The sequence below is a fragment of the Afipia massiliensis genome (assembly GCF_001006325.2).
GTDB classification, from domain to species: domain Bacteria; phylum Pseudomonadota; class Alphaproteobacteria; order Rhizobiales; family Xanthobacteraceae; genus Afipia; species Afipia massiliensis_A.
Genome location: NZ_LBIA02000001.1, coordinates 846,514 through 866,766 on the forward strand (window position 1 = coordinate 846,514; position 20,253 = coordinate 866,766).

Annotated in this window: 27 protein-coding genes, 1 tRNA gene and 1 pseudogene; 13 read left to right on the forward strand and 16 right to left on the reverse strand. The window is 61.7% G+C overall.

The genetic code is table 11. The features are described 5' to 3' along the window. The first annotated feature begins 5 nt into the window (after positions 1-5). Genes YH63_RS03890 through YH63_RS03915 form a run of 6 tightly spaced genes read left to right on the forward strand, consistent with a single transcriptional unit; the run spans position 6 to position 3,381 of the window. Positions 6-632, forward strand: a complete 627-nt coding sequence (locus YH63_RS03890) for a glutathione S-transferase family protein (RefSeq protein ID WP_046828744.1) — start codon at positions 6-8, stop codon at positions 630-632. Positions 633-685: 53 nt separating this feature from the next. Next, entirely contained in the window at positions 686-1,477 is a 792-nt protein-coding gene (locus YH63_RS03895) for a DUF899 domain-containing protein (protein WP_046829768.1), read from the forward strand. Between the two features lie 54 nt (positions 1,478-1,531). Continuing rightward, complete coding sequence (locus tag YH63_RS03900) at positions 1,532-1,894, forward strand: DUF1428 domain-containing protein (RefSeq protein WP_046828743.1); 363 nt, start codon at positions 1,532-1,534, stop codon at positions 1,892-1,894. A 43-nt stretch (positions 1,895-1,937) separates the two neighbouring features. Continuing rightward, a complete protein-coding gene (locus YH63_RS03905; RefSeq protein ID WP_046828742.1) occupies positions 1,938-2,414 on the forward strand; it encodes a VOC family protein in 477 nt (158 codons plus the stop codon). Further along, complete coding sequence (locus YH63_RS03910) at positions 2,398-2,946, forward strand: VOC family protein (protein WP_246658008.1); 549 nt, start codon at positions 2,398-2,400, stop codon at positions 2,944-2,946. Before YH63_RS03905 ends, YH63_RS03910 begins: the two co-directional genes overlap by 17 nt. 57 nt (positions 2,947-3,003) lie before the next feature. Continuing rightward, positions 3,004-3,381, forward strand: coding sequence for a VOC family protein (locus YH63_RS03915; protein ID WP_046828741.1), 378 nt, complete (start codon positions 3,004-3,006; stop codon positions 3,379-3,381). A 6-nt stretch (positions 3,382-3,387) separates the two neighbouring features. On the opposite strand, the gene YH63_RS03920 is transcribed toward YH63_RS03915, so the two are convergent. The 6 genes from YH63_RS03920 to YH63_RS03945 form a co-directional block, all read right to left on the reverse strand. Beyond that, positions 3,388-3,567 carry a YjfB family protein gene (locus YH63_RS03920; protein ID WP_046828740.1) on the reverse strand — a complete coding sequence of 60 codons (180 nt, stop codon included), beginning with the start codon at positions 3,565-3,567 and terminating at the stop codon, positions 3,388-3,390. 96 nt (positions 3,568-3,663) lie between these two features. After that, positions 3,664-4,542, reverse strand: coding sequence for a 3-hydroxybutyryl-CoA dehydrogenase (locus YH63_RS03925; protein WP_046828739.1), 879 nt, complete (start codon positions 4,540-4,542; stop codon positions 3,664-3,666). A 161-nt stretch (positions 4,543-4,703) separates the two neighbouring features. Next, complete coding sequence (locus YH63_RS03930) at positions 4,704-5,639, reverse strand: electron transfer flavoprotein subunit alpha/FixB family protein (protein WP_046828738.1); 936 nt, start codon at positions 5,637-5,639, stop codon at positions 4,704-4,706. Continuing rightward, positions 5,639-6,385: an electron transfer flavoprotein subunit beta/FixA family protein gene (locus tag YH63_RS03935; protein ID WP_046829766.1), complete on the reverse strand. Its 747-nt coding sequence runs from the start codon at positions 6,383-6,385 to the stop codon at positions 5,639-5,641. The genes YH63_RS03930 and YH63_RS03935 overlap by 1 nt, the downstream gene beginning before the upstream one ends. Positions 6,386-6,518: 133 nt before the next feature. Then, positions 6,519-7,091: a cob(I)yrinic acid a,c-diamide adenosyltransferase gene (locus tag YH63_RS03940; protein WP_046828737.1), complete on the reverse strand. Its 573-nt coding sequence runs from the start codon at positions 7,089-7,091 to the stop codon at positions 6,519-6,521. 56 nt (positions 7,092-7,147) lie between these two features. Continuing rightward, entirely contained in the window at positions 7,148-7,345 is a 198-nt protein-coding gene (locus tag YH63_RS03945) for a twin transmembrane helix small protein (RefSeq protein ID WP_046828736.1), read from the reverse strand. Positions 7,346-7,484: 139 nt separating this feature from the next. On the opposite strand from YH63_RS03945, the gene YH63_RS03950 reads away from it, so the two are divergent. After that, the gene (locus YH63_RS03950) at positions 7,485-8,369 is read left to right on the forward strand and encodes a YihY/virulence factor BrkB family protein (protein ID WP_046828735.1); all 885 of its coding nucleotides are present in this window, start codon (positions 7,485-7,487) and stop codon (positions 8,367-8,369) included. Here the strand turns inward: YH63_RS03950 and YH63_RS03955 are convergent. Continuing rightward, positions 8,320-9,618 carry an ATP-binding protein gene (locus YH63_RS03955; protein ID WP_046828734.1) on the reverse strand — a complete coding sequence of 433 codons (1,299 nt, stop codon included), beginning with the start codon at positions 9,616-9,618 and terminating at the stop codon, positions 8,320-8,322. The genes YH63_RS03950 and YH63_RS03955 overlap by 50 nt on opposite strands. 65 nt (positions 9,619-9,683) lie before the next feature. Then, complete coding sequence (gluQRS, locus tag YH63_RS03960) at positions 9,684-10,565, reverse strand: tRNA glutamyl-Q(34) synthetase GluQRS (protein ID WP_046828733.1); 882 nt, start codon at positions 10,563-10,565, stop codon at positions 9,684-9,686. A 238-nt stretch (positions 10,566-10,803) separates the two neighbouring features. Here gluQRS and YH63_RS03965 point away from each other — a divergent pair, with 238 nt between their 5' ends. The 3 genes from YH63_RS03965 to YH63_RS03975 all read left to right on the forward strand — a co-directional run bounded on the left by YH63_RS03965 (position 10,804) and on the right by YH63_RS03975 (position 13,385). Next, positions 10,804-11,622 (forward strand): DNA-3-methyladenine glycosylase family protein, encoded by an 819-nt coding sequence (locus tag YH63_RS03965; RefSeq protein WP_046828732.1) that lies wholly within the window; start codon positions 10,804-10,806, stop codon positions 11,620-11,622. Next, positions 11,619-12,710, forward strand: coding sequence for a DUF2855 family protein (locus YH63_RS03970; RefSeq protein ID WP_046828731.1), 1,092 nt, complete (start codon positions 11,619-11,621; stop codon positions 12,708-12,710). Before YH63_RS03965 ends, YH63_RS03970 begins: the two co-directional genes overlap by 4 nt. Before the next feature lie 117 nt (positions 12,711-12,827). Continuing rightward, positions 12,828-13,385 (forward strand): HNH endonuclease, encoded by a 558-nt coding sequence (locus YH63_RS03975; RefSeq protein WP_046828730.1) that lies wholly within the window; start codon positions 12,828-12,830, stop codon positions 13,383-13,385. An 11-nt stretch (positions 13,386-13,396) separates the two neighbouring features. On the opposite strand, the gene YH63_RS03980 is transcribed toward YH63_RS03975, so the two are convergent. The 5 genes from YH63_RS03980 to YH63_RS04000 all read right to left on the reverse strand — a co-directional run bounded on the left by YH63_RS03980 (position 13,397) and on the right by YH63_RS04000 (position 17,192). Further along, positions 13,397-14,515 (reverse strand): alkene reductase, encoded by a 1,119-nt coding sequence (locus YH63_RS03980; RefSeq protein WP_046828729.1) that lies wholly within the window; start codon positions 14,513-14,515, stop codon positions 13,397-13,399. Between the two features lie 111 nt (positions 14,516-14,626). Further along, positions 14,627-15,349, reverse strand: a complete 723-nt coding sequence (locus tag YH63_RS03985; protein WP_046828728.1) for an LrgB family protein — start codon at positions 15,347-15,349, stop codon at positions 14,627-14,629. Then, a complete protein-coding gene (locus YH63_RS03990) occupies positions 15,346-15,732 on the reverse strand; it encodes a CidA/LrgA family protein (protein WP_046828727.1) in 387 nt (128 codons plus the stop codon). The genes YH63_RS03985 and YH63_RS03990 overlap by 4 nt, the downstream gene beginning before the upstream one ends. Before the next feature lie 82 nt (positions 15,733-15,814). After that, positions 15,815-16,609: an LssY C-terminal domain-containing protein gene (locus tag YH63_RS03995; protein ID WP_046828726.1), complete on the reverse strand. Its 795-nt coding sequence runs from the start codon at positions 16,607-16,609 to the stop codon at positions 15,815-15,817. A 70-nt stretch (positions 16,610-16,679) separates the two neighbouring features. Beyond that, on the reverse strand, positions 16,680-17,192 hold the full coding sequence (locus YH63_RS04000; protein WP_046828725.1) for a hypothetical protein: 513 nt from the start codon (positions 17,190-17,192) through the stop codon (positions 16,680-16,682). A 191-nt stretch (positions 17,193-17,383) separates the two neighbouring features. Between YH63_RS04000 and YH63_RS04005 the strand changes: the two are divergent. Further along, positions 17,384-17,671: pseudogene (locus YH63_RS04005) on the forward strand (AbrB family transcriptional regulator); the annotation flags it as partial. A 3-nt stretch (positions 17,672-17,674) separates the two neighbouring features. Here the strand turns inward: YH63_RS04005 and YH63_RS04010 are convergent. Further along, complete coding sequence (locus tag YH63_RS04010; RefSeq protein ID WP_046828723.1) at positions 17,675-18,217, reverse strand: disulfide bond formation protein B; 543 nt, start codon at positions 18,215-18,217, stop codon at positions 17,675-17,677. 143 nt (positions 18,218-18,360) lie between these two features. Between YH63_RS04010 and YH63_RS04015 the strand changes: the two genes are divergently transcribed. Together YH63_RS04015 and YH63_RS04020 are read left to right on the forward strand one after the other, a co-directional pair. Then, a tRNA-Leu gene (locus tag YH63_RS04015) sits at positions 18,361-18,445 on the forward strand. Positions 18,446-18,589: 144 nt separating this feature from the next. Then, positions 18,590-18,976 (forward strand): hypothetical protein, encoded by a 387-nt coding sequence (locus YH63_RS04020; RefSeq protein WP_046828722.1) that lies wholly within the window; start codon positions 18,590-18,592, stop codon positions 18,974-18,976. A 30-nt stretch (positions 18,977-19,006) separates the two neighbouring features. On the opposite strand, the gene YH63_RS04025 is transcribed toward YH63_RS04020, so the two are convergent. Then, complete coding sequence (locus YH63_RS04025; RefSeq protein WP_046828721.1) at positions 19,007-19,444, reverse strand: hypothetical protein; 438 nt, start codon at positions 19,442-19,444, stop codon at positions 19,007-19,009. Between the two features lie 26 nt (positions 19,445-19,470). Further along, the gene (locus YH63_RS04030; protein ID WP_046828720.1) at positions 19,471-20,241 is read right to left on the reverse strand and encodes a thioesterase family protein; all 771 of its coding nucleotides are present in this window, start codon (positions 20,239-20,241) and stop codon (positions 19,471-19,473) included. Positions 20,242-20,253 lie beyond the last annotated feature (12 nt).

Consider the following 20,253-nt stretch of genomic DNA (forward strand, 5'->3'; position numbering starts at 1 on the left):
GCGACATGAAGCTTTTCTATTCCGAGACGCTGAATCCGCGGAAAGCGTGTGCCGTCGCCAAGTATCTCAACTCGCCGGTCGAGTTCGTGCATGTCGATCTGGCCAAGCTGGAAAACCGGACGCCGCAGTTTCTCGAAATCAATCCCAACGGAAAGGTCCCCGTCTTGCAGGATGGCGAGACGACGCTTTGGGAAGCCAATGCGATCATGTGCCATCTCGCGCGGGTCGCGGGATCTGACCTGTGGCCCAAAGATCAACGCCAGATTGAAGTGATGCGCTGGCTAAGCTGGGACGCCAACCATTTCACGCGCTTCGCCGGCAGTCTCTATTTCCAAAATCTCGTCAAACCGCAGCTCGGGTTCGGCGAGCCTGACGCGGCAATCGTGCAGGAGGCCGAAAAATGGGTCCGCCAGCACGGCTCGGTGCTCAACAACCACCTGCGCGGCCGCGATTATCTGGTCGGCGACACACTTACCGTCGCGGACTTCGCCGTCGCCGTGACCCTGCCCTATGCGGACAAGGCGCACATTCCGGTCGGCGACTTCCCGGAGATCGTGCGGTGGCATGCCCGCCTCAACGAACTTCCGGCCTGGCGCGATCCGTTCCCGGGGAACCGCGCCAAGGCGGCTTGAACCAAGGCAGCTTGAATCAAGGCAGCGTGATTTTCCAGACACAGGAGCTTCCGATGCAAACGCACAAGATCGCCTCAAAAGACGAATGGCTGTCCGCGCGCAAGGCTTTGCTCACCAGAGAGAAGGAATTGACCCGGCTGCGCGACAAGATCAGCGAAGAGCGCCGCACCCTGCCCTGGGTAAAGGTAGAGAAGACTTACGTTTTCGATACACCGCAAGGAAAGAAGACACTGGCCGACCTGTTCGAAGGCCGCAGCCAGTTGATCATCAAGCACTTCATGCTGGCGCCCGGCCAGCTCGAAGGCTGCGTCGGCTGCTCGTTCGAGGCCGATCACGTCGAGGGCGCGCTGGTGCATCTTGAACATCACGACGTCACCTATGTCGCAGTGGCGCGCGCGCCGCTTTCCGAAATCGAGACTTACAAGAAGCGCATGGGCTGGCACTTCACATGGGTGTCATCCGCCAACAGTGACTTCAATTACGACTTCAACGTCTCGTTCACGCCGGACCAGGTTGCGAACGGCAAGGTCTATTACAACTACGAGGCGACCGAAGTTCCAATCGAGGATCTCTCCGGCAACAGCGTCTTCATCAAGAGCGAGAACGGCGAGATCTTCCATACCTATTCGACCTACGGCCGCGGGCTGGAAGAAATTCTCGGTACCTACATGTATCTCGACATCACGCCGAAAGGCCGCAACGAGAATGGCCCGAACAACGACCTGACCGACTGGGTCCGGCTTCACGACCGCTACGACAGCGGCGGATATGTCGATGCCACCGACCGTTACCGTGCACCCGACGGCGAACACGCCTGCTGCGCGCCCGCCAAACAGGACTCGTAACACTTCACCGCCGGACACCCGGCATAAACCTGGAAACCACCAAAGGAGTTTGAAATGCAGTATGTCGATGGATTTGTTCTGCCGGTCCCGAAGAAGAACATGAAAGCCTACACGGCCATGGCCAAGCTGGCCTGCAAGGTCTGGCTCGATCACGGTGCTCTCGATTATCGCGAATGCGTTGCCGAAGACGTCAAGCCCGGCAAGGTCACTTCGTTTCCGCAAAGCGTGAAGCTGAAGGCCGGTGAGACCGTCGTTTTCTCCTGGATCACCTACAAGTCGCGCAAGCATCGCGACAGCGTGATGAAAAAAGTGATGGCGGATCCGCGCCTCGCAAAAATGATGAACGATCCGAAGAATATGCCATTCGACGGCAAGCGCATGTTCTGGGGCGGCTTCGACACCTTCGTTACGGCATAGCGCCGCATCTTCCAGCAACTTTAACCCGGTACGGAGTACGAGAATGCAGCCATTCACCACATGCCTCTGGTTCGACGGCAGAGCCGAAGAAGCCGCGAAGTTCTACACATCCATCTTCAAGGATTCGAAGATTGGCAGTATCGCGCGCTACGGAAAGAATATGCCCGGGAAAGAGGGGTCCGTCGTGACCGTCGAACTCGAACTGAACGGCCAGAAATTTCTTGCCCTCAACGGCGGGCCGCACTTCCAGTTCACACCCGCGATCTCCGTTATGGTCAACTGCGAAACTCAGGAAGAAATCGATCACTACTGGGAGAAACTTCTGGAAGGCGGCTCTCCGCAACAATGCGGCTGGCTGACCGACAAGTTCGGCCTGACGTGGCAGATCGTTCCTGCCGAGATTGCAGGCATGTGGAAGAACGGCACGCCCGTGCAAACACAAAAGATGATGGAAGCCTTGATGAAGATGATCAAGCTCGACATCAAAACCCTGAAACAAGCCTATGACCAGGCCGCCTAGCACGGCCCGTCGCCGCGATCTCCTCGACCGGAATGACGTCAATGTCATTCCGATCCCCGGCGGCGCAACCAATCTCTACTCCCTCGCGTTTCACATCGCGTGGGGGCAGGCAGAAACCATCGTGATGCAAAGGAGTGTAGCCATGTTGAAAGCAAGTCATGCGTTCAGCGGCTTCTCGACCAATGACATCGGCAAGGCCAAGGAATTCTACGGCCGCACACTGGGACTTGAAGTGTCCGAAGAGCACGGACTCCTGAACCTGCATCTGGGCGGCGGCGGCGATGTGCTGATCTATCCGAAAGCCAACCACGCCCCGGCGACTTTCACCGTGCTCAATTTCCCGGTCGACGACGTCGACAAGACGGTCGATGAACTGACGAAACGCGGCGTCCGGTTCGAAATTTACACCGAGCCCAGCATCAAGACCGACGCGAAAGGCATCTCGCGTGACAACGGCGGACCCACCATCGCCTGGTTCAAGGACCCCGCAGGCAATATCCTGTCGGTGCTCGACGTCAACGGCGCGATGTAGCGCGAGCGGATCGTAAGCGCTTGATCGCGCGTCAGGACTTCAACGAAGGAGACAGCCATGACGTCGCACGGACACTTCCACTGGAATGAACTGGTGACGCCCGATGCGGAGCGCGCCATGCAGTTCTACAAGACGACCATCGGATGGACGTTCGAGCCGATGCCAATGGAAGACGGCGCAACCTACTGGGTCGCCTATGCGAACGGCGAAATGGCCGCCGGAATCTTTCCAACCAACCGCCCGGCCTTCGAGGGTGTCCCCGAAGGCTGGATGCCATATCTGGCGGTCGATGATGTCGATGCGCGGGTGAAGACAGCCATTGCATCCGGCGCGCAACTGATGCGGCCGATTTTCGATGTGCCGCACGTCGGCCGCATCGCGATCCTGACCGAGCCCGGCGGTGCCGGTATCGGGTGGATCACGCCGGTCTCCTGACCGCGTTCAGGCCGAAATATCGAGATTACCACCGACGCCCGGCGGATTGTTCGCGGCGGGCTGGAGCAGTTGCAGCACCGATTTTTCCGAATCGATGTTCTGCTTCATGACGCTGGTTGCGATCTGCTGCTGGGTATTGGCAGCCTGCATGGCCATCATGCTGCTAACGATGCTCATTACGTCCATGGAAACGCATTCTCTCAGCGACTCAAGTTACGTGAACCTAGCCCAGAGACAGTTAACAAATTTTAGCTGGAGCGCATTTTGTGGCGCGCGGGAGAATTACCGCGTCGGAACCGGCTTGTCGCCACGGTAATCGTAGAAACCGCGTTGCGACTTGCGGCCAAGCCAGCCAGCTTCGACATACTTCACCAGCAGCGGGCACGGACGATACTTCGAATCGGCCAGTCCCTCGTGCAGCACCTGCATGATCGACAGACAGGTATCGAGGCCGATGAAATCGGCCAGTTCGAGCGGCCCCATCGGATGGTGCGCGCCGAGCTTCATCGCAGCGTCGATGGCTTCGACGTTCCCGACGCCCTCATAGAGCGTGTAGATCGCCTCGTTGATCATCGGCAGCAGAATGCGGTTGACGATGAAAGCCGGAAAATCTTCGGAGACGGCAATCTGCTTGCCCATCGCGGTGACAAAGGCGCGCGCAGCATCAAACGTCGCGTCGTCGGTGGCGATGCCGCGGATCAGTTCGGCCAGTTCCATGACCGGGACCGGATTCATGAAATGAATGCCGATGAATTTCTCAGGCCGGTCCGTCGAGGCCGCCAACCGGGTGATCGAGATTGATGACGTGTTCGACGCGATAATCGCCTCGGGCCTCAGGACCGCGCAGAGATCGTGGAAGATCTTGCGCTTGACCTCTTCCTTTTCAACCGCCGTCTCGATCACGAGATCGCAGGCGGCCAGACCGTCGAGGCTGTCGGACGAGGTGATTCTGGCGAGCGCATGCTTGTGCGCGTCTTCGGTGATGGTCTTCTTTGTGACCTGACGCGTCAGGTTGCCGTTGATGGTGGCCATCGCGGATTTCAGGCGATCGGCGGACACATCGTAAAGTACGACATTGAACCCGGCGAGCGCAGCAACATGCGCGATGCCGTTGCCCATCTGCCCCGACCCAATCACACCAACGGTCTTGATCGCTGCCATTCGCTTCCGGTCTCTGTGGCTCTCAGCCTTAAGGTACGGCAATCACCTTGCCGCACCCTCTTTAACATTACGTCAAAACACCGGCCCCGGGTTCAGAAATCCCGCCGGGCCGGTGCGCAACATAACACGGTCCGGGCGCATCGCGCGCCCGGATGTCGATCTTAAAGCGCCGCCGTCAGTTCAGGCACCACCTGATAGAGGTCGGCAACCAGGCCGTAGTCCGCCACCTGGAAGATCGGCGCGTCCTCGTCCTTGTTGATCGCGACGATCACCTTGGAGTCCTTCATGCCGGCCAGATGCTGGATCGCGCCGGAAATACCGATGGCGATGTACAGTTCAGGCGCAACCACCTTGCCGGTCTGGCCGACCTGCCAGTCGTTCGGCGCATAGCCTGCGTCTACCGCGGCGCGCGAAGCGCCGACGCCGGCGCCCAGCTTGTCCGCCAGCGGCTCGATGTACTTGGTGAAGTTCTCACGGCTCTGCATGGCACGGCCACCGGAGACGATGATCTTCGCCGAGGTCAGTTCCGGACGATCGCTCTTGGCGACTTCCTCGCCGACGAAGCTCGACAGCGCCGGATCGGCCGCAGCCGCGGCGTTCTCGACCGACGCGCTGCCGCCGTCGCCGGCCGCGGCGAACGTCGAGGTCCGCACGGTGATGACCTTCTTGGCGTCCTTGGACTTCACGGTCTGGATCGCGTTGCCGGCGTAGATCGGCCGCTCGAACGTGTCAGGCGAAACCACCTTGATGATTTCGGAGATCTGCATCACGTCGAGTAGTGCTGCGACGCGCGGCATCACGTTCTTGAAACGCGAGGTCGCAGGCGCGACGAACGCGTCATACGATCCAGCCAGCGAGACGATCAGCGCAGCCAGCGGCTCGGCCAGATCGTGTTCCAGGCTGGCGTTTTCCGCGAGCAGAACCTTGGTGACGCCCGTGAGCTTCGAGGCAGCTTCGGCGGCAGCCTTGGTGCCCTCACCGCCACCGGCGACGAGAACGTGGACCTCGGCGCCGAGCGCGACAGCCGCGGTCAGGGCCTTGTTGGTGGAATCCTTCAGGGTGGCGTGGTCGTGTTCAGCAATCAGCAGCGTGGCCATCAGAGCGCCCCTACTTCCTTAAGTTTCGACACCAGTTCGGCGACGTCCTTGACCTTGACGCCCGCCTTGCGGCCCGGAGGCTCGGTGGTCTTGAGAACTTCGAGACGCGGCGAAAGATCGACGCCGAAGCTGTCAGCGGTCTTTTCGTCGATCGGCTTCTTCTTCGCCTTCATGATGTTGGGAAGGCTTGCATAGCGCGGCTCGTTGAGACGCAGGTCGGTGGTGACGATCGCCGGTCCCTTGACCTTCACCGTCTGCAGGCCGCCGTCGACTTCGCGGGTGACCTTGAAGTCCGATCCGTCGACTTCAAGCTTGGACGCGAACGTCGCCTGCGACCAGCCGAGCAGCGCGGCCAGCATCTGGCCGGTCTGGTTGCTGTCGTCATCGATCGCCTGCTTGCCGAGGATCACGAGACCTGGCTTTTCCTCGTCCACGATGGCCTTCAGGATCTTGGCGACGCCGAGCGGCTCGACAGTGCCTTCAGCCTTTACGAGGATGCCGCGATCGGCGCCCATGGCGAGGCCGGTGCGGATCGTCTCCGACGCCTGCGCGGGTCCGATCGACACCACCACAACCTCGGTCGCCTTGCCGGCCTCTTTCAGGCGCAGGGCTTCCTCGACAGCGATTTCGTCGAACGGATTCATCGACATCTTGACGTTGGCGAGCTCAACGCCCGTCCCGTCGCTCTTGACGCGAACCTTGACGTTGAAGTCAACGACGCGCTTAACCGGCACCAGAACCTTCATCGGTTCCCTTTCGTCCTGAAATGGGTTGATCACATCCACTCTAAAGCGGTTGGGCGCGGAACCTAATGGTCCCGCCAATCCGGGTCAACGCGCGAAAACTAGAAATACAGGAAGGTATACCTAATACGCGCGATCACCGGTTTTGACCCGGCACCCAAAGCACGTCGCGGGCGCCATTGTCATTGACCGACCGGCCGGCCACGAAAAGAAAATCCGACAGCCGGTTCAGATACTGCAGGGCTGCATCGCTCACCGGCTCGTCCGGCTGGGATGCCAGTTCCACCACCATCCGTTCCGCGCGGCGACAGACGGTTCTCGCCATGTGCAGATAGGCCGCAGCTGGTGTTCCGCCAGGCAAAATAAACGAGTTCAGCGGCGCCAGATCGGCATTGAGCGCGTCGATATCCTGCTCAAGGCGTTCAACCTGCGTGGTCAGCACGCGCAGCCGCTCGGCCTTGCCCTCCCGCTGCGGCACGGCCAGATCGGCGCCGAGATCGAACAGATCGTTCTGCACCCGACCGAGCATCGCATCGATGGCCGGGGCCTGCGCCAGATGAAGGCGGGCCACGCCGATCACGGCGTTGGTTTCATCGACGGTTCCATAGGCACTGACGCGAAGATCGTATTTCGGGCGGCGTTCGCCGCTGCCGAGCGCCGTGGTGCCGTCGTCGCCGGTGCGGGTGTAAATCCGGTTGAGAATGACCATCGCGTCGATCCATTTGCCAGTCGGAGTGGCGGTTGAAATCCAGTCTGCCTCGTCAATCAGCTCTTACCAAGCGCCCAGACGGCAAGCATGGCAATCACGATGGCGATGAACTGAAGCAATACGCGCAGCCGCATCAATCGCTGCGAAGTGTTGGGCGAGCCGCCGCGCATCATGTTGAACAGGCCGAGCATCAGCACGATGGTGACCGCGGCCAATGCGATGGGAAGGGCAATGCTTGAGAGGAACGATGTCATGGGGGGTAGATAACACCGCCGACGGCATCGCGCCATCGCCTGTCTAAAAATGCGGGAGAGAACCTTTTGGCTCCTCAACCGTACATGACTTTAGGTGCCCGGCGCGGTACATCTTAAAGGCGATAAATCAGGGTGAAACGTGAGGCTGATCCGAGACGCTTTCAATATCGCACTCGATGCGTTCTACACGTTCCTGGCCGATGACGGCTGGGCGATCGCGAGCCACATCGCTTTATCGGCGCTGATGGCGCTGTTTCCCTTCCTGATCGTCATTACCGCTCTTGCCGGCGTCTTCGGCTCCAAGGACCTTGCCGACCGGGCCGCCGAGATGATGCTGGACACCTGGCCCTCGCAGGTCGCCGACGCGTTGTCCGGCGAAATCCACAATGTACTGACCCAGTCGCATGGGGGCACGCTGACCATCGGCCTCGTGCTCGCGATATACTTCGCATCGAACGGAGTCGAAAGCCTGCGCGTCGGCCTCAACCGTTCCTATAGCGTGGTCGAACAGCGCAGCTGGTACTGGCTTCGCCTTGAATCGATCGGCTACACCATGGTCGCTGCCGTGATGTCGCTGGCCATGGCGTTCCTGATCGTGCTCGGCCCGCTCATTCTGGCGACAGCCCGGCGCTATATCCCGCTACTGGTCGAACCCAATGAAAACCTTCTCAATATCCTGCGCTACGGCCTCACGATCTTCGCCCTCGTTGCAGCGCTGATCATTCTGCACAAGTGGCTGCCCGCAGGCACACGCAAGCTGCGCGAGATCATGCCGGGTATCGTGGTCACAATGCTCGCTTCGCTGGTGTCCGGCGTGATGTTCGGAAAATATCTCGAGCGCTTCGCCAGTAATTACGTCACGACCTATGCCGGCCTTGCATCGGTGATGATCGCGCTGGTGTTTCTGTATTTCATCGCCGCGATTTTCATCTACGGCGGCGAACTCAATGCGTCGATCGTCAAGTGGCAGAAATCTAAGGCCGCTTCGCGTGAAGAAGAGCGGTCGCCAGCGCGCGCGGGCTGACCGGCTTGGTCAGGAACGCATCTGCGCCCGCGGCGCGCGAGGCGTCCTCATCTTCAGCGCGGCCCGACACTCCGATGATGGCGATGCGTCCGTGCGGCCCTTCGAGCGCGCGGACACGGCGGATTGCTTCAACGCCGTCGATGCCCGGAAGCACCATGTCCATCAGCACCGCATCGAAGTCGCCTTGCGCGATCCGCTCCGGCGCCGCTTCGCCGCGTCCGATGAATTCGGCCTGATGGCCGAGTTCGGTCAAAATGGCGTTGAGCACGACGCGGCCGAACGGATTGTCCTCGATGCTGAGAATGCGAAGGCCTTGCGACGCACGCGGCGGCATGTCCGATCCCGGCGCAGCCGTTAGCTCCTTGGCCCGCTTCACCGCAACGGTCAGCACGAACGTCATCCCGCCGCCACTGCGCTGGGTCGCAGTGATGTCGCCCCCCATCGCGCGGGCCAGTTGCTTGACCGACGACAATCCGAGGCCCGCACCGCCGAAGCGGGAGGCAATGCTGACATTGGCCTGCGAGAACGGCTTGAACAGCCGCCTGATCTCGGCGAGCGAAAGACCGATACCGCTGTCGGACACCGCAAAGGCGATGCTCAGCCTGTCGCCCGCGCCGGCTTTGACCGAAACGTCGAGGGCCACCGTGCCCTGCTGCGTGAACTTGACCGCGTTATCGATCAGGTTCTCGAGCGCCGCACGCAGGCGCACCGGGTCGCCGATCACGAAAACCGGCAGTTTCGCGGCGATCTCAACCTGCGATCGCAGGCCCTTCGCGGCGGCGCGGCCGGCCAGCGAATCCCCGATCGCCTGTGACAGCGCCTGAAGATCGAAGAAATCCTGACGCACCGCGAGCCCGGCGGTATCATGGCGCGCGGCATCGACAAACAGCGTGGCCAGCGCCGCCAGATGCTCCGCGCCGACCTTGATCGTATCCACCCAGCGCCGCTCCCGCTCGCCGAGTTCGGACGTCGCCAGCAGCGAACTGATCGCCAGAATACCGGTCAGCGGCGTGCGGACCTCGTGGGCGAACGCGGCCAGCGCGGCCTCGACGATACGCGATTCCAGATCCGGCCGTTTGGCCCGCCGCTTTGCGGGGGGCTTGGCGACAGCCTTTTTCAAGCTGATCTTTTTTGAGGCGGCCTTTTTTGCACGCGCCTTTTTCGCCACGCGCGGCTTTCGCGCTGGCGTTTTTGCACCGTCTTTGCCGCGCGTTTTCAGGCTGCGCTTGACGCGCGATTTCGCCGCCATGATTCCCCACCCATCCGGCGTCTAACATGCCATGCCGAAGGCGCGGGAGTCACGCCACGGCAGGTTTAAGACGGGTTAATACCAACAAGACGCCGCACTTCGGCCAGCGTTGTCCCGCCGGCCCGCAAGTCCTGCAGCGCCGTGGACCGCGTCGATTTCGACAGCTTCTGCCCGGCTTCGTCCAGCACGAGGGCATGATGGTGGTAAACCGGCTGCGGCAATCCGAGCAACTCCTGCAGCAGGCGGTGCACGCCGGTCGCCCAGAACAGGTCCTGGCCCCGCACAATATGGGTCACGCCCTGCAGGGCGTCGTCGATGACCACCGCCAGATGATAGCTCGTCGGCGTGTCCTTCCGGGCCAGGATGACGTCGCCCCATTGTTCGGGCCGCGCCGGAACGTCGCCGGTTTCGCCATCCGGACCCGCCCCCTGCTCCCTCCATGACAGGACGCCGGTGGTGCGTGCGACCGCCGCAGTCATATCGAGCCGCAGGGCATAGGGCACTTCCGCGCGAATTCTCTGCGCGCGTTCCACTTCCGTGAGTTGCCTGCCGATGCCGGGATAGACCGGAGCGCCATCGGGATCGCGCGGCCACGCACCCGTCCGCTCCTTCTCGCCGACCATCCGGGCGATCTCCGCTCGGCTCTCGAACGCGGGATAAATCAGACCGTCACGCGCGAGCCGGTCAACCGCCTCCCGGTAAAGTTCAAGATGTTCCGACTGTCGCCGCACCGGTTCTTCCCACGCGATGCCAAGCCACGCGAGATCCTCGTAAATCGCTTGCTCATACTCAGGCCGGCAGCGGGTGGCGTCGATGTCCTCGATGCGCAGCAACAAGCGCCCGCCACTCTGCCGGGCGAGATCGAAATTCAGCAGCGCCGAGCGCGCGTGTCCGAGATGGAGAAATCCATTCGGGCTTGGCGCGAAACGGAAAACGGGTGGCGGCATGGTTCGATCCTGTTCGACGCATGCTGCTAGTACAACAATTGCACTCGCGTCCGATTCCCTTCATGCTCGTGATCCGGTTCTGACCTTCGTACTGTATCCTTCGCAAGCACTTTTACGAAGGTCAGAACCAAAGGGATCACGAGAATCATAGTTTGCGAGTGTCCTTTCGTACCCGACGTTTGCTCGAGAGGCGCTGCGAGGTGAGGCAAACGTCGGATACGGGACACTCGCGAATTCAATGACAGTCCATCTCAACACGCAAGCGGACCTCGAGGACGCCGTCCACGCTCTGGTTCGTATCGATCCCAGGCTCGGTCCCGTCGCTGACGTCGCCGGGATGCCGTCCCTGCGGCGGCGCGAACCCGGCTTCGCGGGTCTCGCGGCCATCGTCTGCGGTCAGCAATTGTCGACCAAGGCCGCTGCGGCCATCTGGGGCCGCGTCAGCACCACATTCGATCCGTTTCATCACGACGCGCTGAAAAGTGCGCGCGCGGACCGGCTCGGGCGTCTGGGCCTGTCAGCGGCGAAGATCAAGTCGCTCAAGTTCATCGCACGCGAACTGAGCGCAGAGCGGCTTAATCTTGAAGTGCTCGCCGAAGAAGACGCCGATGCAGCGCATGCGACGCTGACCAAGCTGCACGGCATCGGCCCATGGACCGCCGACATCTACCTGCTGTTTTGCCTCGGTCACGGCGATGCGTGGCCCGCCGGCGATCTCGCGATCCAGGAAGCGATGCGGATCGGGCTTGGATTGAAAGCTCGCCCCACGGTGAAGGAGATGCAGCCGCTGGCGGAGCCATGGCGGCCGCTGCGCGGCGCGGCGGCGCATCTGTGGTGGTCGTATTATCACGCGATCAAAAAACGCGAGGGCGTGATCGCAGGAACAGCGAAGACTCCTGCAACTGCCCCTGTGAAGAAAAAACCTGCGCCAAAAGCAAAGTCCGTTTCAAACACCAAACCAGTTTTAAACAAATCCCGCGTCGCAAAATCGTCAGCGAAGCCGGCGAAGAATGCGCTACGTAAGAAAGCAGCGAAGACAACGGGAGCGCGGAAATGACGTCGGCCACTCAGTTCATTGTAGGACGTAACGATCTGGCGAAGTGCAGACTGGTCGAAGTGCCGTTGCCGAGCGTGACGCAACTGCCCGAGAACGCGCTGCTGGTGAAGGTCGATCGTTTCGCATTCACCGCGAACAACATCACCTATGCGATGCTGGGCGACCAGTTGAAGTATTGGCATCTGTTTCCCGCGCCGGAAGGGTTCGGCAACATTCCGGTGTGGGGTTTCGGGCGTGTCATCGAATCGCGCCATCCCGATATCGCCGTCGGCGAAGTCCTGTTCGGCTATCTGCCGATGGCCACGCACCTGGTGATCGAGGCGGCCGACGTTAAGAAGACCGGCTTCCGCGACGCCGCCGCGCACCGGCAAAGCGTCTCGCCGGTCTACAATGCGTATTCCCGCGTGACCGGCGACCCGGCATTCGAAGGCCGCAATGGCGACTATCAGGCGCTGCTGCGCCCGCTGTTCATGCTGTCGTTCCTGGTGGACGACTTCCTCGCTGACAAGGATTTCTTCGGCGCGACAAGCGTCATCCTCTCCAGCGCATCGAGCAAGACGGCGTTCGGGCTGGCGTGGCTGCTGCATACCCACCGCAAGCCCGTGCGCGTGATCGGCCTCACCAGCGCAGGCAACGTGGATTTCGTCACATCGCTCGGCTGCTACGACGATGTCGTGACCTACGACAAAATCGAATCGATGCCGGACCAGCCCGTCGCCTTCGTCGACATGGCCGGCAATCCGGAATTGCGCACCCGGCTGCACAGGCACTTTGGCGACCGGATGGTCTACAGCGGGCGTGTCGGCCTCACCCACCAGGACGCGGCACCGGACGACGATTCGCTGCCCGGCGCCAAGCCGACATGGTTCTTCGCGCCGGACCAGATCCGCAAACGCGCCAAGGAATGGGGCCCAGGCGGAATCGACCAGCGATTCGGCGCGGTCTGGTCGGGTTTCACCACAGCGATGGGACCCAAGCTCGATGTGATGGAAAGCCGAGGTTCCGATGCGGTCCAGCGGATCTATCTCGACACACTGAAAGGCCGCGTAAAACCGGCACAAGCTCACATGCTGTCGATGGCCGATTGAGGCGAAACGCTCACCAGCAGGTGAGCGGAAACGCTCTTCACAATCCCGTCACGCTGCCTGTAGTATGTCATCCCAAGCTGCTTCGCAGCCAATTGGGGTTGGGGCCAGGAGCGTTACTTGAACGCACATGTGTCACAAGGCGGTTGGCCGGTACTCGTGCTGAATGCGGACTTCCGGCCGCTGAGCTATTATCCGCTGTCGCTCTGGTCCTGGCAGGATGCTGTCAAGGCCGTGTTCCTCGACCGCGTCAATATCGTTGCGAACTACGACCACGCGGTTCACAGCCCAACCTTCGAGATGCAGTTGCCGAGCGTGGTCTCGCTCAAGTCGTTCGTGAAGCCGACGACGCATCCCGCCTTCACCCGGTTCAACGTCTTCCTGCGCGACCGCTTCTCCTGCCAGTACTGCACATCGCAGGACGATCTGACCTTCGATCACATCATCCCGCGCTCGCGCGGCGGCCAGACCACGTGGGAAAACGTCGTCGCCGCCTGTTCGCCGTGCAACCTGCGCAAAGGCAACATGACGATGGCGCAGGCGAAAATGCATCCGCGCCAGATGCCGTTTGCGCCGACGGTCCACCAGCTCCACCGCAACGGCCGGCTGTTCCCGCCGAACTACCTGCACCAGAGCTGGCTCGACTATCTCTACTGGGACACGGAACTCGATCCGTAAGCGCTTCGCCGTCAGGCGCTCTGCTCAAACGGATAGTCGGTGTATCCCGCCTCCGCCCCGCCATAGAACGTGGCCCGATTGTAGGGCGTGAGCGGCGACTTCCGCTGAAGACGAAGCGGCAGATCCGGATTCGAAATAAAGTGGCGGCCGAACGCGATCGCATCCGCCTTGCCCGACGCGACCGCATCTTCTGCGGCTTCTCCCGTAAAGCCGCCCGCGGTGATCAACACGCCGGGCCAGAGCGGCCTGAACAACTCCATTGCCGACGGCACGTTCTGATGATTGACGTCGGCGCGGCCCGCGCCGCTGCTGCGCGGTTCGATGAAATGCAGATAGGCCAGACCGTGCTCGCCCAGCATCCGCACCACATGGCTGTAGAGCGGCATCGGATCGGGCTCGCCGGTATCGTTGGCGACACCGTAGGGCGACAGGCGCACGGCAACCCGGTCAGCGCCCCAAACGCCGACGACCGCGTCGGTCACCTCCAGGAGCAGACGCGCGCGGTTTTCGATCGATCCGCCGTATGCATCCGTTCGCTGGTTGATGCGCGACTGCAAAAACTGCTCGAGCAGATAGCCATTGGCGCCATGAATCTCGACACCGTCGAACCCGGCTTCCAGCGCGTTCCGCGCGCCATCCCGGAAATTTTCAACGATGTCCGCGATTTCGCTGATCTCGAGCGCCCGTGGCGTCTCGTAAGGCACCTGCTTCCCATCAGCCGTCATGGCGCTGAAATTGCCGGAGATCGGAACGGCAGACGGCGCGACCGGCAAGGCCCCGGCGGGCTGGAACGACGAATGCGAGACGCGCCCGACGTGCCAGAGCTGCAGGAAGATGATTCCGCCCTTGGCATGAACGGCGTCGGTGATCTCGCGCCATCCCGCGATCTGCTCGCGCGAATAGATGCCGGGGGTTCTCGGATTGCCTCGTCCTGTCTGGGTGACCGGCGACGCTTCGGCGATGATCAATCCGCCCTTGGTGGCGCGCTGCGCGTAATACTCGAGATTCAATGAATGCGGTGCGTTATCTGTCTGCGCAGCCCGCATCCGCGTCAGCGGCGCCATGACGACGCGGTGGCTAAGCTGATACGGCCCGACTTTCAGCGCGGAAAAGAGCGAGGGAGCAGTCACGTAAGGCCTCCGGGTTCGGCATCAAGGGTCACGCTGCGTACCACAGCTCGTCTGTTTTCTCCCGCATTTGCGAACCAATCACGCGCATGGCAGGTCCCCGCAGGAAAACGCTCACCGCAGCAGCAGCGTCGCCGCGAGCGGCACCAGCAGCGACGTCACCAGCGCATTCAATCCCATCGCGATGCCTGCGAACACGCCCGCGACTTCATCGACCTGAAACGCCCGCGCGGTGCCGATGCCGTGCGACGCAAGGCCGGCTGCAAAACCGCGCGCCCGGAAATCAGTGATACCCAGCCGGTTCATTGTCGGAGTGACCACGATGGCGCCCATTACGCCGGTAAGGACCGTCGCAATAACGGTGATGGCCGGATTGGCACCCAGCATTTCGCTGATGCCCATGGCGACACCGGCCGTGACGGACTTCGGCGCCAATGCCAGCACGATGTCCCGCGGCAGCCCGGCGGCTTCGGCGAACACCATGACCGATACAATTGCGGTCGCCGAACCAACCAGCAGCGCCGCCAGCATCGGCAGGATCGCCGCCGCGACGAGTTTGCGATTCTCGTAAAGCGGGACCGCCAATCCGACCGTCGCAGGGCCAAGCAGAAAATGGACGAACTGCGCGCCGCCAAAATAGGTCGTGTAGCTCGTACCGGTGAGATACAGGAAAACACCGATGACCCAGATCGAATGCAGCACCGGATTCATCAGGGGATTGCGATGCGTCGCAAGCGATACAGCGTCGGCCAACGCATAGACGGCCAGCGTGACCGTCAGCCAGAGCAGCGGCGTCTGTGACAGATAGACCCACAGCGAGAATGGATTGTCCGTCATGGCGACTGACGCCTCCGCACCATGAGGCGGCTGATGATCAGGAACGTCCCGGCCGTGACAAGAAGCGTCACCACCACCGATGCCGCAAGGACCAGGGCTATGGCGACGCCGCGTTGCGCAAGCAGATCGAGATTCTGCACCACACCGACGCCCGCCGGCACAAACAGCAGCGAGAGATGCGCCAGCATGCCCTTTGCCGTTCCTTCCACGGCATTGTCGCGCAGCGGTCCACGCGCCAATGCGGTGTAACGATCGCGCAGGATCATGAGTGCGAACAGAAGCGCAAGGCCGATTACCGGCCCCGGAAGCGGCAGACGCAAACCCCGGACGATCACCTCGCCAATCAATTGACAGATCAGAATGATACTCAGGCTGGCGATCATGGCGGCTCCGAAACTGGTTCACGCCGCATATCACGCAAGTCAGCGCGACGCTGTCAATCGCGGTACAGGCGTGGGTGTAGCTTCATTGCTGCGAGCGCCGATAAAGCTCGACAATGTTTTTCCAGATCGTATCCTTGAGCTGGTTCGCGGCTGGCCCCTCGAGGATAGCTGGCGGTTTGGTGCGCTTGATACAGCCTTCGACCAGCCGCATCATCCAGACTTCGCCATCGGTGTAATAGAGATCGCCCTCGCCGTTGCGTCCGCGCAGCGTGGGACCAACCCCGGCCACGGTGTAGCGTGCCTCGATCATCCCGGCGGCCTGCAAATCGGTTTCGATCAGCTGCCGCTCGGCATCGACATCCGGCGCGATGTGATGCGTGACCGCGCCGGTGTAGCGGCTGAATCCCACGCTGCGGTCGAACGTCACCGCGCCAAGCCAGACCGGGCGCTTTTCTTCGCCATCCTTCAGCACCATCCACAACCGGATGTGATGCCGCTGGTCGGCGCTCTTGCCGACCGGCTTCTCGAAGGCGAGATCTTCGCGGCGGCCATCGTAGAACAGCGGACTGACTGGCGCGTTGGGATAGGCCCGGTCGAGCAGCACGCTGCCCGATATTTCCAGAGAGGAACGCCATGTGATCGGATCGGCGGGAACCCATCCCGCCTCGCGCATGGCGCAGAGAACGTCGTTCGACGATCCGACCAACCCGACATTGATCGGATCGGCTGGGATACCTTGCGCGGTGGCCGTCACCATCGGCAAGCCGTCGAGTTTTTTCTGATGCTCATAGTGCCGCCAGAATGACGGCAGCAGCAGATAGGCGATCGCGCCGTAGACGGCGAGAACGACGACAAGCGCGACGAGCACCCGCTTCATGGCGCACACAGACTGTCGTCGCGCTGAACCAGCCGGGGCGCCCGGCTGATCCGCTGATGGCCTGCCAATGTCAGCCTTTCAGCCGCTTGTTGCATTCGCTGTAGTAGCCGCCGCCCTTCTGGATCCATTTCAGACCACCATTGGCATTGGCAGCCTTGTTGGCGTTGTACTGATCAACGCAGGTGTGCATGCGCGCCTTGCTCGCCTTCTCGCTGGAGTATTTCGGTGCAATGGCGCTCGGGAACACCGCAGCGCCCGCGGCTGCCGGTGCAGCGGCCGGCTTCGGCGCTTCAGCAGCCTTTGGCGTTTCCTTCGGAGCGGCGGCTGCCTTTGGCGCTGCCTTGGGAGCTTCCTTCTGAGATTCCTTGGGAGCAGCCGTTGTCGCGGCCGCCGGCTTCGCATCGGCGCCGCACTGCGCCTTGCGGAAATCATTCCACTTCTGATCGCCCAGTGTGCCTGCGGTCTTCGCGGCCTGATACTTGGCGCTGCATTCCTGGGCAGTCAGGGCCTGCGCCGGCGTTGCGGCGAAACCTGCCGCTCCGGTCAGCAGTGCCACGCAAAATAGATTGGCTCGGATTGTCATCGAACTCTCCTGAAAAGGGATATCGAAAGCAGCACATCCTAGCCGACGCCGATTTGCATTCAATCGCGCCGCCACCGGTGGCACGCAAAATAATGACGGACCGGGTCCTTTCGCGCTGCGGCGCGTTCACCGAACGAAAGCCCGCAAGGCGCGCTGGATCGCCAACTGGAGACCCGTCGCCGGCCGCGCGCACGCTGCTCAGCTATATGGCTGCGGCGATCGGGTTGTTCACCGTGGCCATCGTCATTTCGGCAATCTTCGTCGCGCTTGTCACCCTGACGACCCCTGCGAAGTTCGGCGACATCGTCGTCGCGTTCGCGCCGGGCGCGATGGACGCTATGCTGGCGCTGGCATTGACGCTGCACATCGATCCGATTTTCGTCGGCGCGCATCACCTGTCGCGGTTTGTTTTCGTCTCGATCGCGACGCCGGGCATCGTCCATCTGTTCGGACGCCCGCAAGTCGATGCGGACGACTAGCGGTCAGGCTGACTTCATCGATTTGCCGATGCCCCACAGGGCCAGCGCCGCCAGGCCGAGGGAGATCAGCGCATTGTAGCCCGCCAGCGACAGTCCTAGAAAACGCCACTGCACTTCGTCGCAGCGGATCACTTTCACCTTATTGAGGCCGTCCAGCAGATTGCCGCCACCGCCAAGATCGGTGATCGGCCCGCTGCAATCGGTCGGGCCCTGCCAAAAGCCCCATTCGACGCCGGCATGGTAGGCGCCGAGTCCGGCATTGGCGAGCCATATGACGGCCAGGGCTCCGAGGCCCGCGATCAGAAGCGGGCGCGAGACATTACGGGCGGCTCCGAACGCGATCAGCGCCGCCAGCGGGATCGCCAGATAATAGGCATAGCGCTGCTCGAAGCACAGCGGACAGGGCCTGATATCGAGCACGAGTTCAAAGAACCACGCGCCCGCAAGGACGTCGGCCGCGATGAAAGCGATGGCCGCTCCGGCAACAAAAACCGGATCCCTCGCACGCCCCGTGTATCCCGGCTTGAAGATCGCGTCGCTCGCCACGTGGAATCTCCTGTTCGGAGCGTCCTAACTCGCCTACCGGCCGCTGTCGACGCTCATTCCCATCACAGGCGGTTGACCGCGACCGCGCGCAAGCTATATTCCGCCCGCTTCACGACCCCTGCCCTCGGGCACCGGTCCTGTTGGCCCCTGTGGCGGAATTGGTAGACGCGCTCGACTCAAAATCGAGTTCCGCAAGGAGTGCTGGTTCGATTCCGGCCAGGGGCACCAAGACTTTATCTAAAGTCCGACCCATCGGCGGGTATCTCCGGTGACGTTATGCTTCTATTGACTGCGCGAACGCGAATAACCGTCGATATCAAAAGACGTCACGCTTGAAGGCCAACTTCAGCGTCAATACTGGAATGACAGCGCATGCAACACGCCAACCCACAGCCCGCAGGCGGCTCCGACAGTGCCCGTACAGAAACCGCATTGCTCCAAGGTTTGTACAAGGTCGAGTTTGAGACCCCGCGAGGCAAGGCCTTAGGGGTGATCAACGCGGAAAACGGAAAGCTCCGTGGCGGGAGTTCTGCATTCGCATATATCGGAACTTACACTCAGAACGGCCAATCTTTTGCTGGAAGCGTTTCCAGCGTTCGGCATACGCCTGATTCCAGTCATCCGTCGGTGTTCGGGTTCGACGAGGTCATGATCAATTTCAACGGAACCGTCAAAGGCGGTTTTGCGATCTGCGAAGGCACCGCGACGGAATTTCCAAGCCTCGCATTCAAGGCCGTGCTGACCCGGGTCGCCGACTGACGGTGCGTCAGGCTCAGAGGAAGCGGCCATTCAGCCGCATTTCATCCTGCCCTTGAACTGCTTCTCGCCACCTGACTGATAGACCAACAGAACATATCGCCCGGTATAGGTGTCGTCGTCGGCTCTGTATGTCCCGATCAGAATGAGACTGGCGAGATTCTCACCCTTGTCGTCCGGAATTCCCAGCCGGACCCGCAGTTCATTGCCGTAGATCCATTGCTGCTCGATATTCTTGAGCTCGATCGCGCGTTTCGACCGCAGCGCCTTGTCGTCGCCGACCTTGATGTCGACCGAAGCCTGATTGATCTGGACGATGCCGCCCGCCCCGCCCGTCAGCGCGGAGAATTCGAAATTCAACTGCTTGTCATCGATCGAGCAGTCGAGATTGCCGGTCGCGGACGCGCCTTGCGCGGCAAGCGGCAAGCACACCAGAGCTATCTTCAAGCCTGAAACGATGCGCGATCCCATCCGTCGGCCCTCCGGTCGCGCTCGGCTCATCGCGGCTCGACCACGAGGCACTGAATCGCCTGACCGAAATATCCCTGAACGTCGCCGAGACGCGAGACCGCAAGGCCGGCGCCGTCGGCCCCCAGCGTCATTTCGGAATTCAGCAGGATCCAGTCACCCACCGGCGGCCGCGCAAATGTCACCGTGAGGTCGGCGTTGATGAAACTCCAGCGACTGAAATCCAGCACCGCCGCGACACCGTTGGAGCAATCCGCCGCCAACGCGGTTCTCATTGCCTGTGAAATCGGCGCGCCCTCGACGATCGGACGCTCGGGCCGAAACCAGATGGCTGCGGAGCCGAGCTTGAGAAAACCACCTTTGACGGCGCGCAGCGAGACGCCGCCGAGAAAGCTGCTGGACGTTTGCGGCTCTTCGCGGCCCGCCTCCGGACCCGGAACATCAATCGGCATCTCCGGCACAACATCGCCGGGCAGTGTCACCGCCTGCGTCCTGACCTTGAGCACGGTGGCGCGGACCACCTCAACGCCGTTCGCCAGAAGACGCACCGCGCAGAGCTGGATCTTGCGACCCTCACGCACCACCTCGGTCTCGATCGTGAGCGGCGCCACCGGCACCGGACGCATCAGATCGACGGTCAGCCGCGCCACATGCATCGGCTGAGACGATGGAATTTGCTCGGCGGCCCACACGATCAGGGACGACGGCGCGCCGCCATGCTGCATGCTGGGGTCCCACGGACCCGCAGCATGTTCGCTCGTGACCACGCGATTGCCTTCGACGCGAAAGACGGCTTCCATGATGCGCTTCGT

Coding starts and splice junctions, on each gene's coding strand:
- YH63_RS03890 (WP_046828744.1), top strand. CDS start 6: ATGAAGCTTTTCTATTCCGAGACGCTGAATCCGCGGAAAGCGTGTGCC.
- YH63_RS03895 (WP_046829768.1), top strand. CDS start 686: ATGCAAACGCACAAGATCGCCTCAAAAGACGAATGGCTGTCCGCGCGC.
- YH63_RS03900 (WP_046828743.1), top strand. CDS start 1,532: ATGCAGTATGTCGATGGATTTGTTCTGCCGGTCCCGAAGAAGAACATG.
- YH63_RS03905 (WP_046828742.1), top strand. CDS start 1,938: ATGCAGCCATTCACCACATGCCTCTGGTTCGACGGCAGAGCCGAAGAA.
- YH63_RS03910 (WP_246658008.1), top strand. CDS start 2,398: ATGACCAGGCCGCCTAGCACGGCCCGTCGCCGCGATCTCCTCGACCGG.
- YH63_RS03915 (WP_046828741.1), top strand. CDS start 3,004: ATGACGTCGCACGGACACTTCCACTGGAATGAACTGGTGACGCCCGAT.
- YH63_RS03920 (WP_046828740.1), bottom strand. CDS start 3,567: ATGGACGTAATGAGCATCGTTAGCAGCATGATGGCCATGCAGGCTGCC.
- YH63_RS03925 (WP_046828739.1), bottom strand. CDS start 4,542: ATGGCAGCGATCAAGACCGTTGGTGTGATTGGGTCGGGGCAGATGGGC.
- YH63_RS03930 (WP_046828738.1), bottom strand. CDS start 5,639: ATGGCCACGCTGCTGATTGCTGAACACGACCACGCCACCCTGAAGGAT.
- YH63_RS03935 (WP_046829766.1), bottom strand. CDS start 6,385: ATGAAGGTTCTGGTGCCGGTTAAGCGCGTCGTTGACTTCAACGTCAAG.
- YH63_RS03940 (WP_046828737.1), bottom strand. CDS start 7,091: ATGGTCATTCTCAACCGGATTTACACCCGCACCGGCGACGACGGCACC.
- YH63_RS03945 (WP_046828736.1), bottom strand. CDS start 7,345: ATGACATCGTTCCTCTCAAGCATTGCCCTTCCCATCGCATTGGCCGCG.
- YH63_RS03955 (WP_046828734.1), bottom strand. CDS start 9,618: ATGGCGGCGAAATCGCGCGTCAAGCGCAGCCTGAAAACGCGCGGCAAA.
- gluQRS (WP_046828733.1), bottom strand. CDS start 10,565: ATGCCGCCACCCGTTTTCCGTTTCGCGCCAAGCCCGAATGGATTTCTC.
- YH63_RS03965 (WP_046828732.1), top strand. CDS start 10,804: ATGACAGTCCATCTCAACACGCAAGCGGACCTCGAGGACGCCGTCCAC.
- YH63_RS03970 (WP_046828731.1), top strand. CDS start 11,619: ATGACGTCGGCCACTCAGTTCATTGTAGGACGTAACGATCTGGCGAAG.
- YH63_RS03985 (WP_046828728.1), bottom strand. CDS start 15,349: ATGACGGACAATCCATTCTCGCTGTGGGTCTATCTGTCACAGACGCCG.
- YH63_RS03990 (WP_046828727.1), bottom strand. CDS start 15,732: ATGATCGCCAGCCTGAGTATCATTCTGATCTGTCAATTGATTGGCGAG.
- YH63_RS03995 (WP_046828726.1), bottom strand. CDS start 16,609: ATGAAGCGGGTGCTCGTCGCGCTTGTCGTCGTTCTCGCCGTCTACGGC.
- YH63_RS04000 (WP_046828725.1), bottom strand. CDS start 17,192: ATGACAATCCGAGCCAATCTATTTTGCGTGGCACTGCTGACCGGAGCG.
- YH63_RS04020 (WP_046828722.1), top strand. CDS start 18,590: ATGCAACACGCCAACCCACAGCCCGCAGGCGGCTCCGACAGTGCCCGT.
- YH63_RS04025 (WP_046828721.1), bottom strand. CDS start 19,444: ATGGGATCGCGCATCGTTTCAGGCTTGAAGATAGCTCTGGTGTGCTTG.
- YH63_RS04030 (WP_046828720.1), bottom strand. CDS start 20,241: ATGGAAGCCGTCTTTCGCGTCGAAGGCAATCGCGTGGTCACGAGCGAA.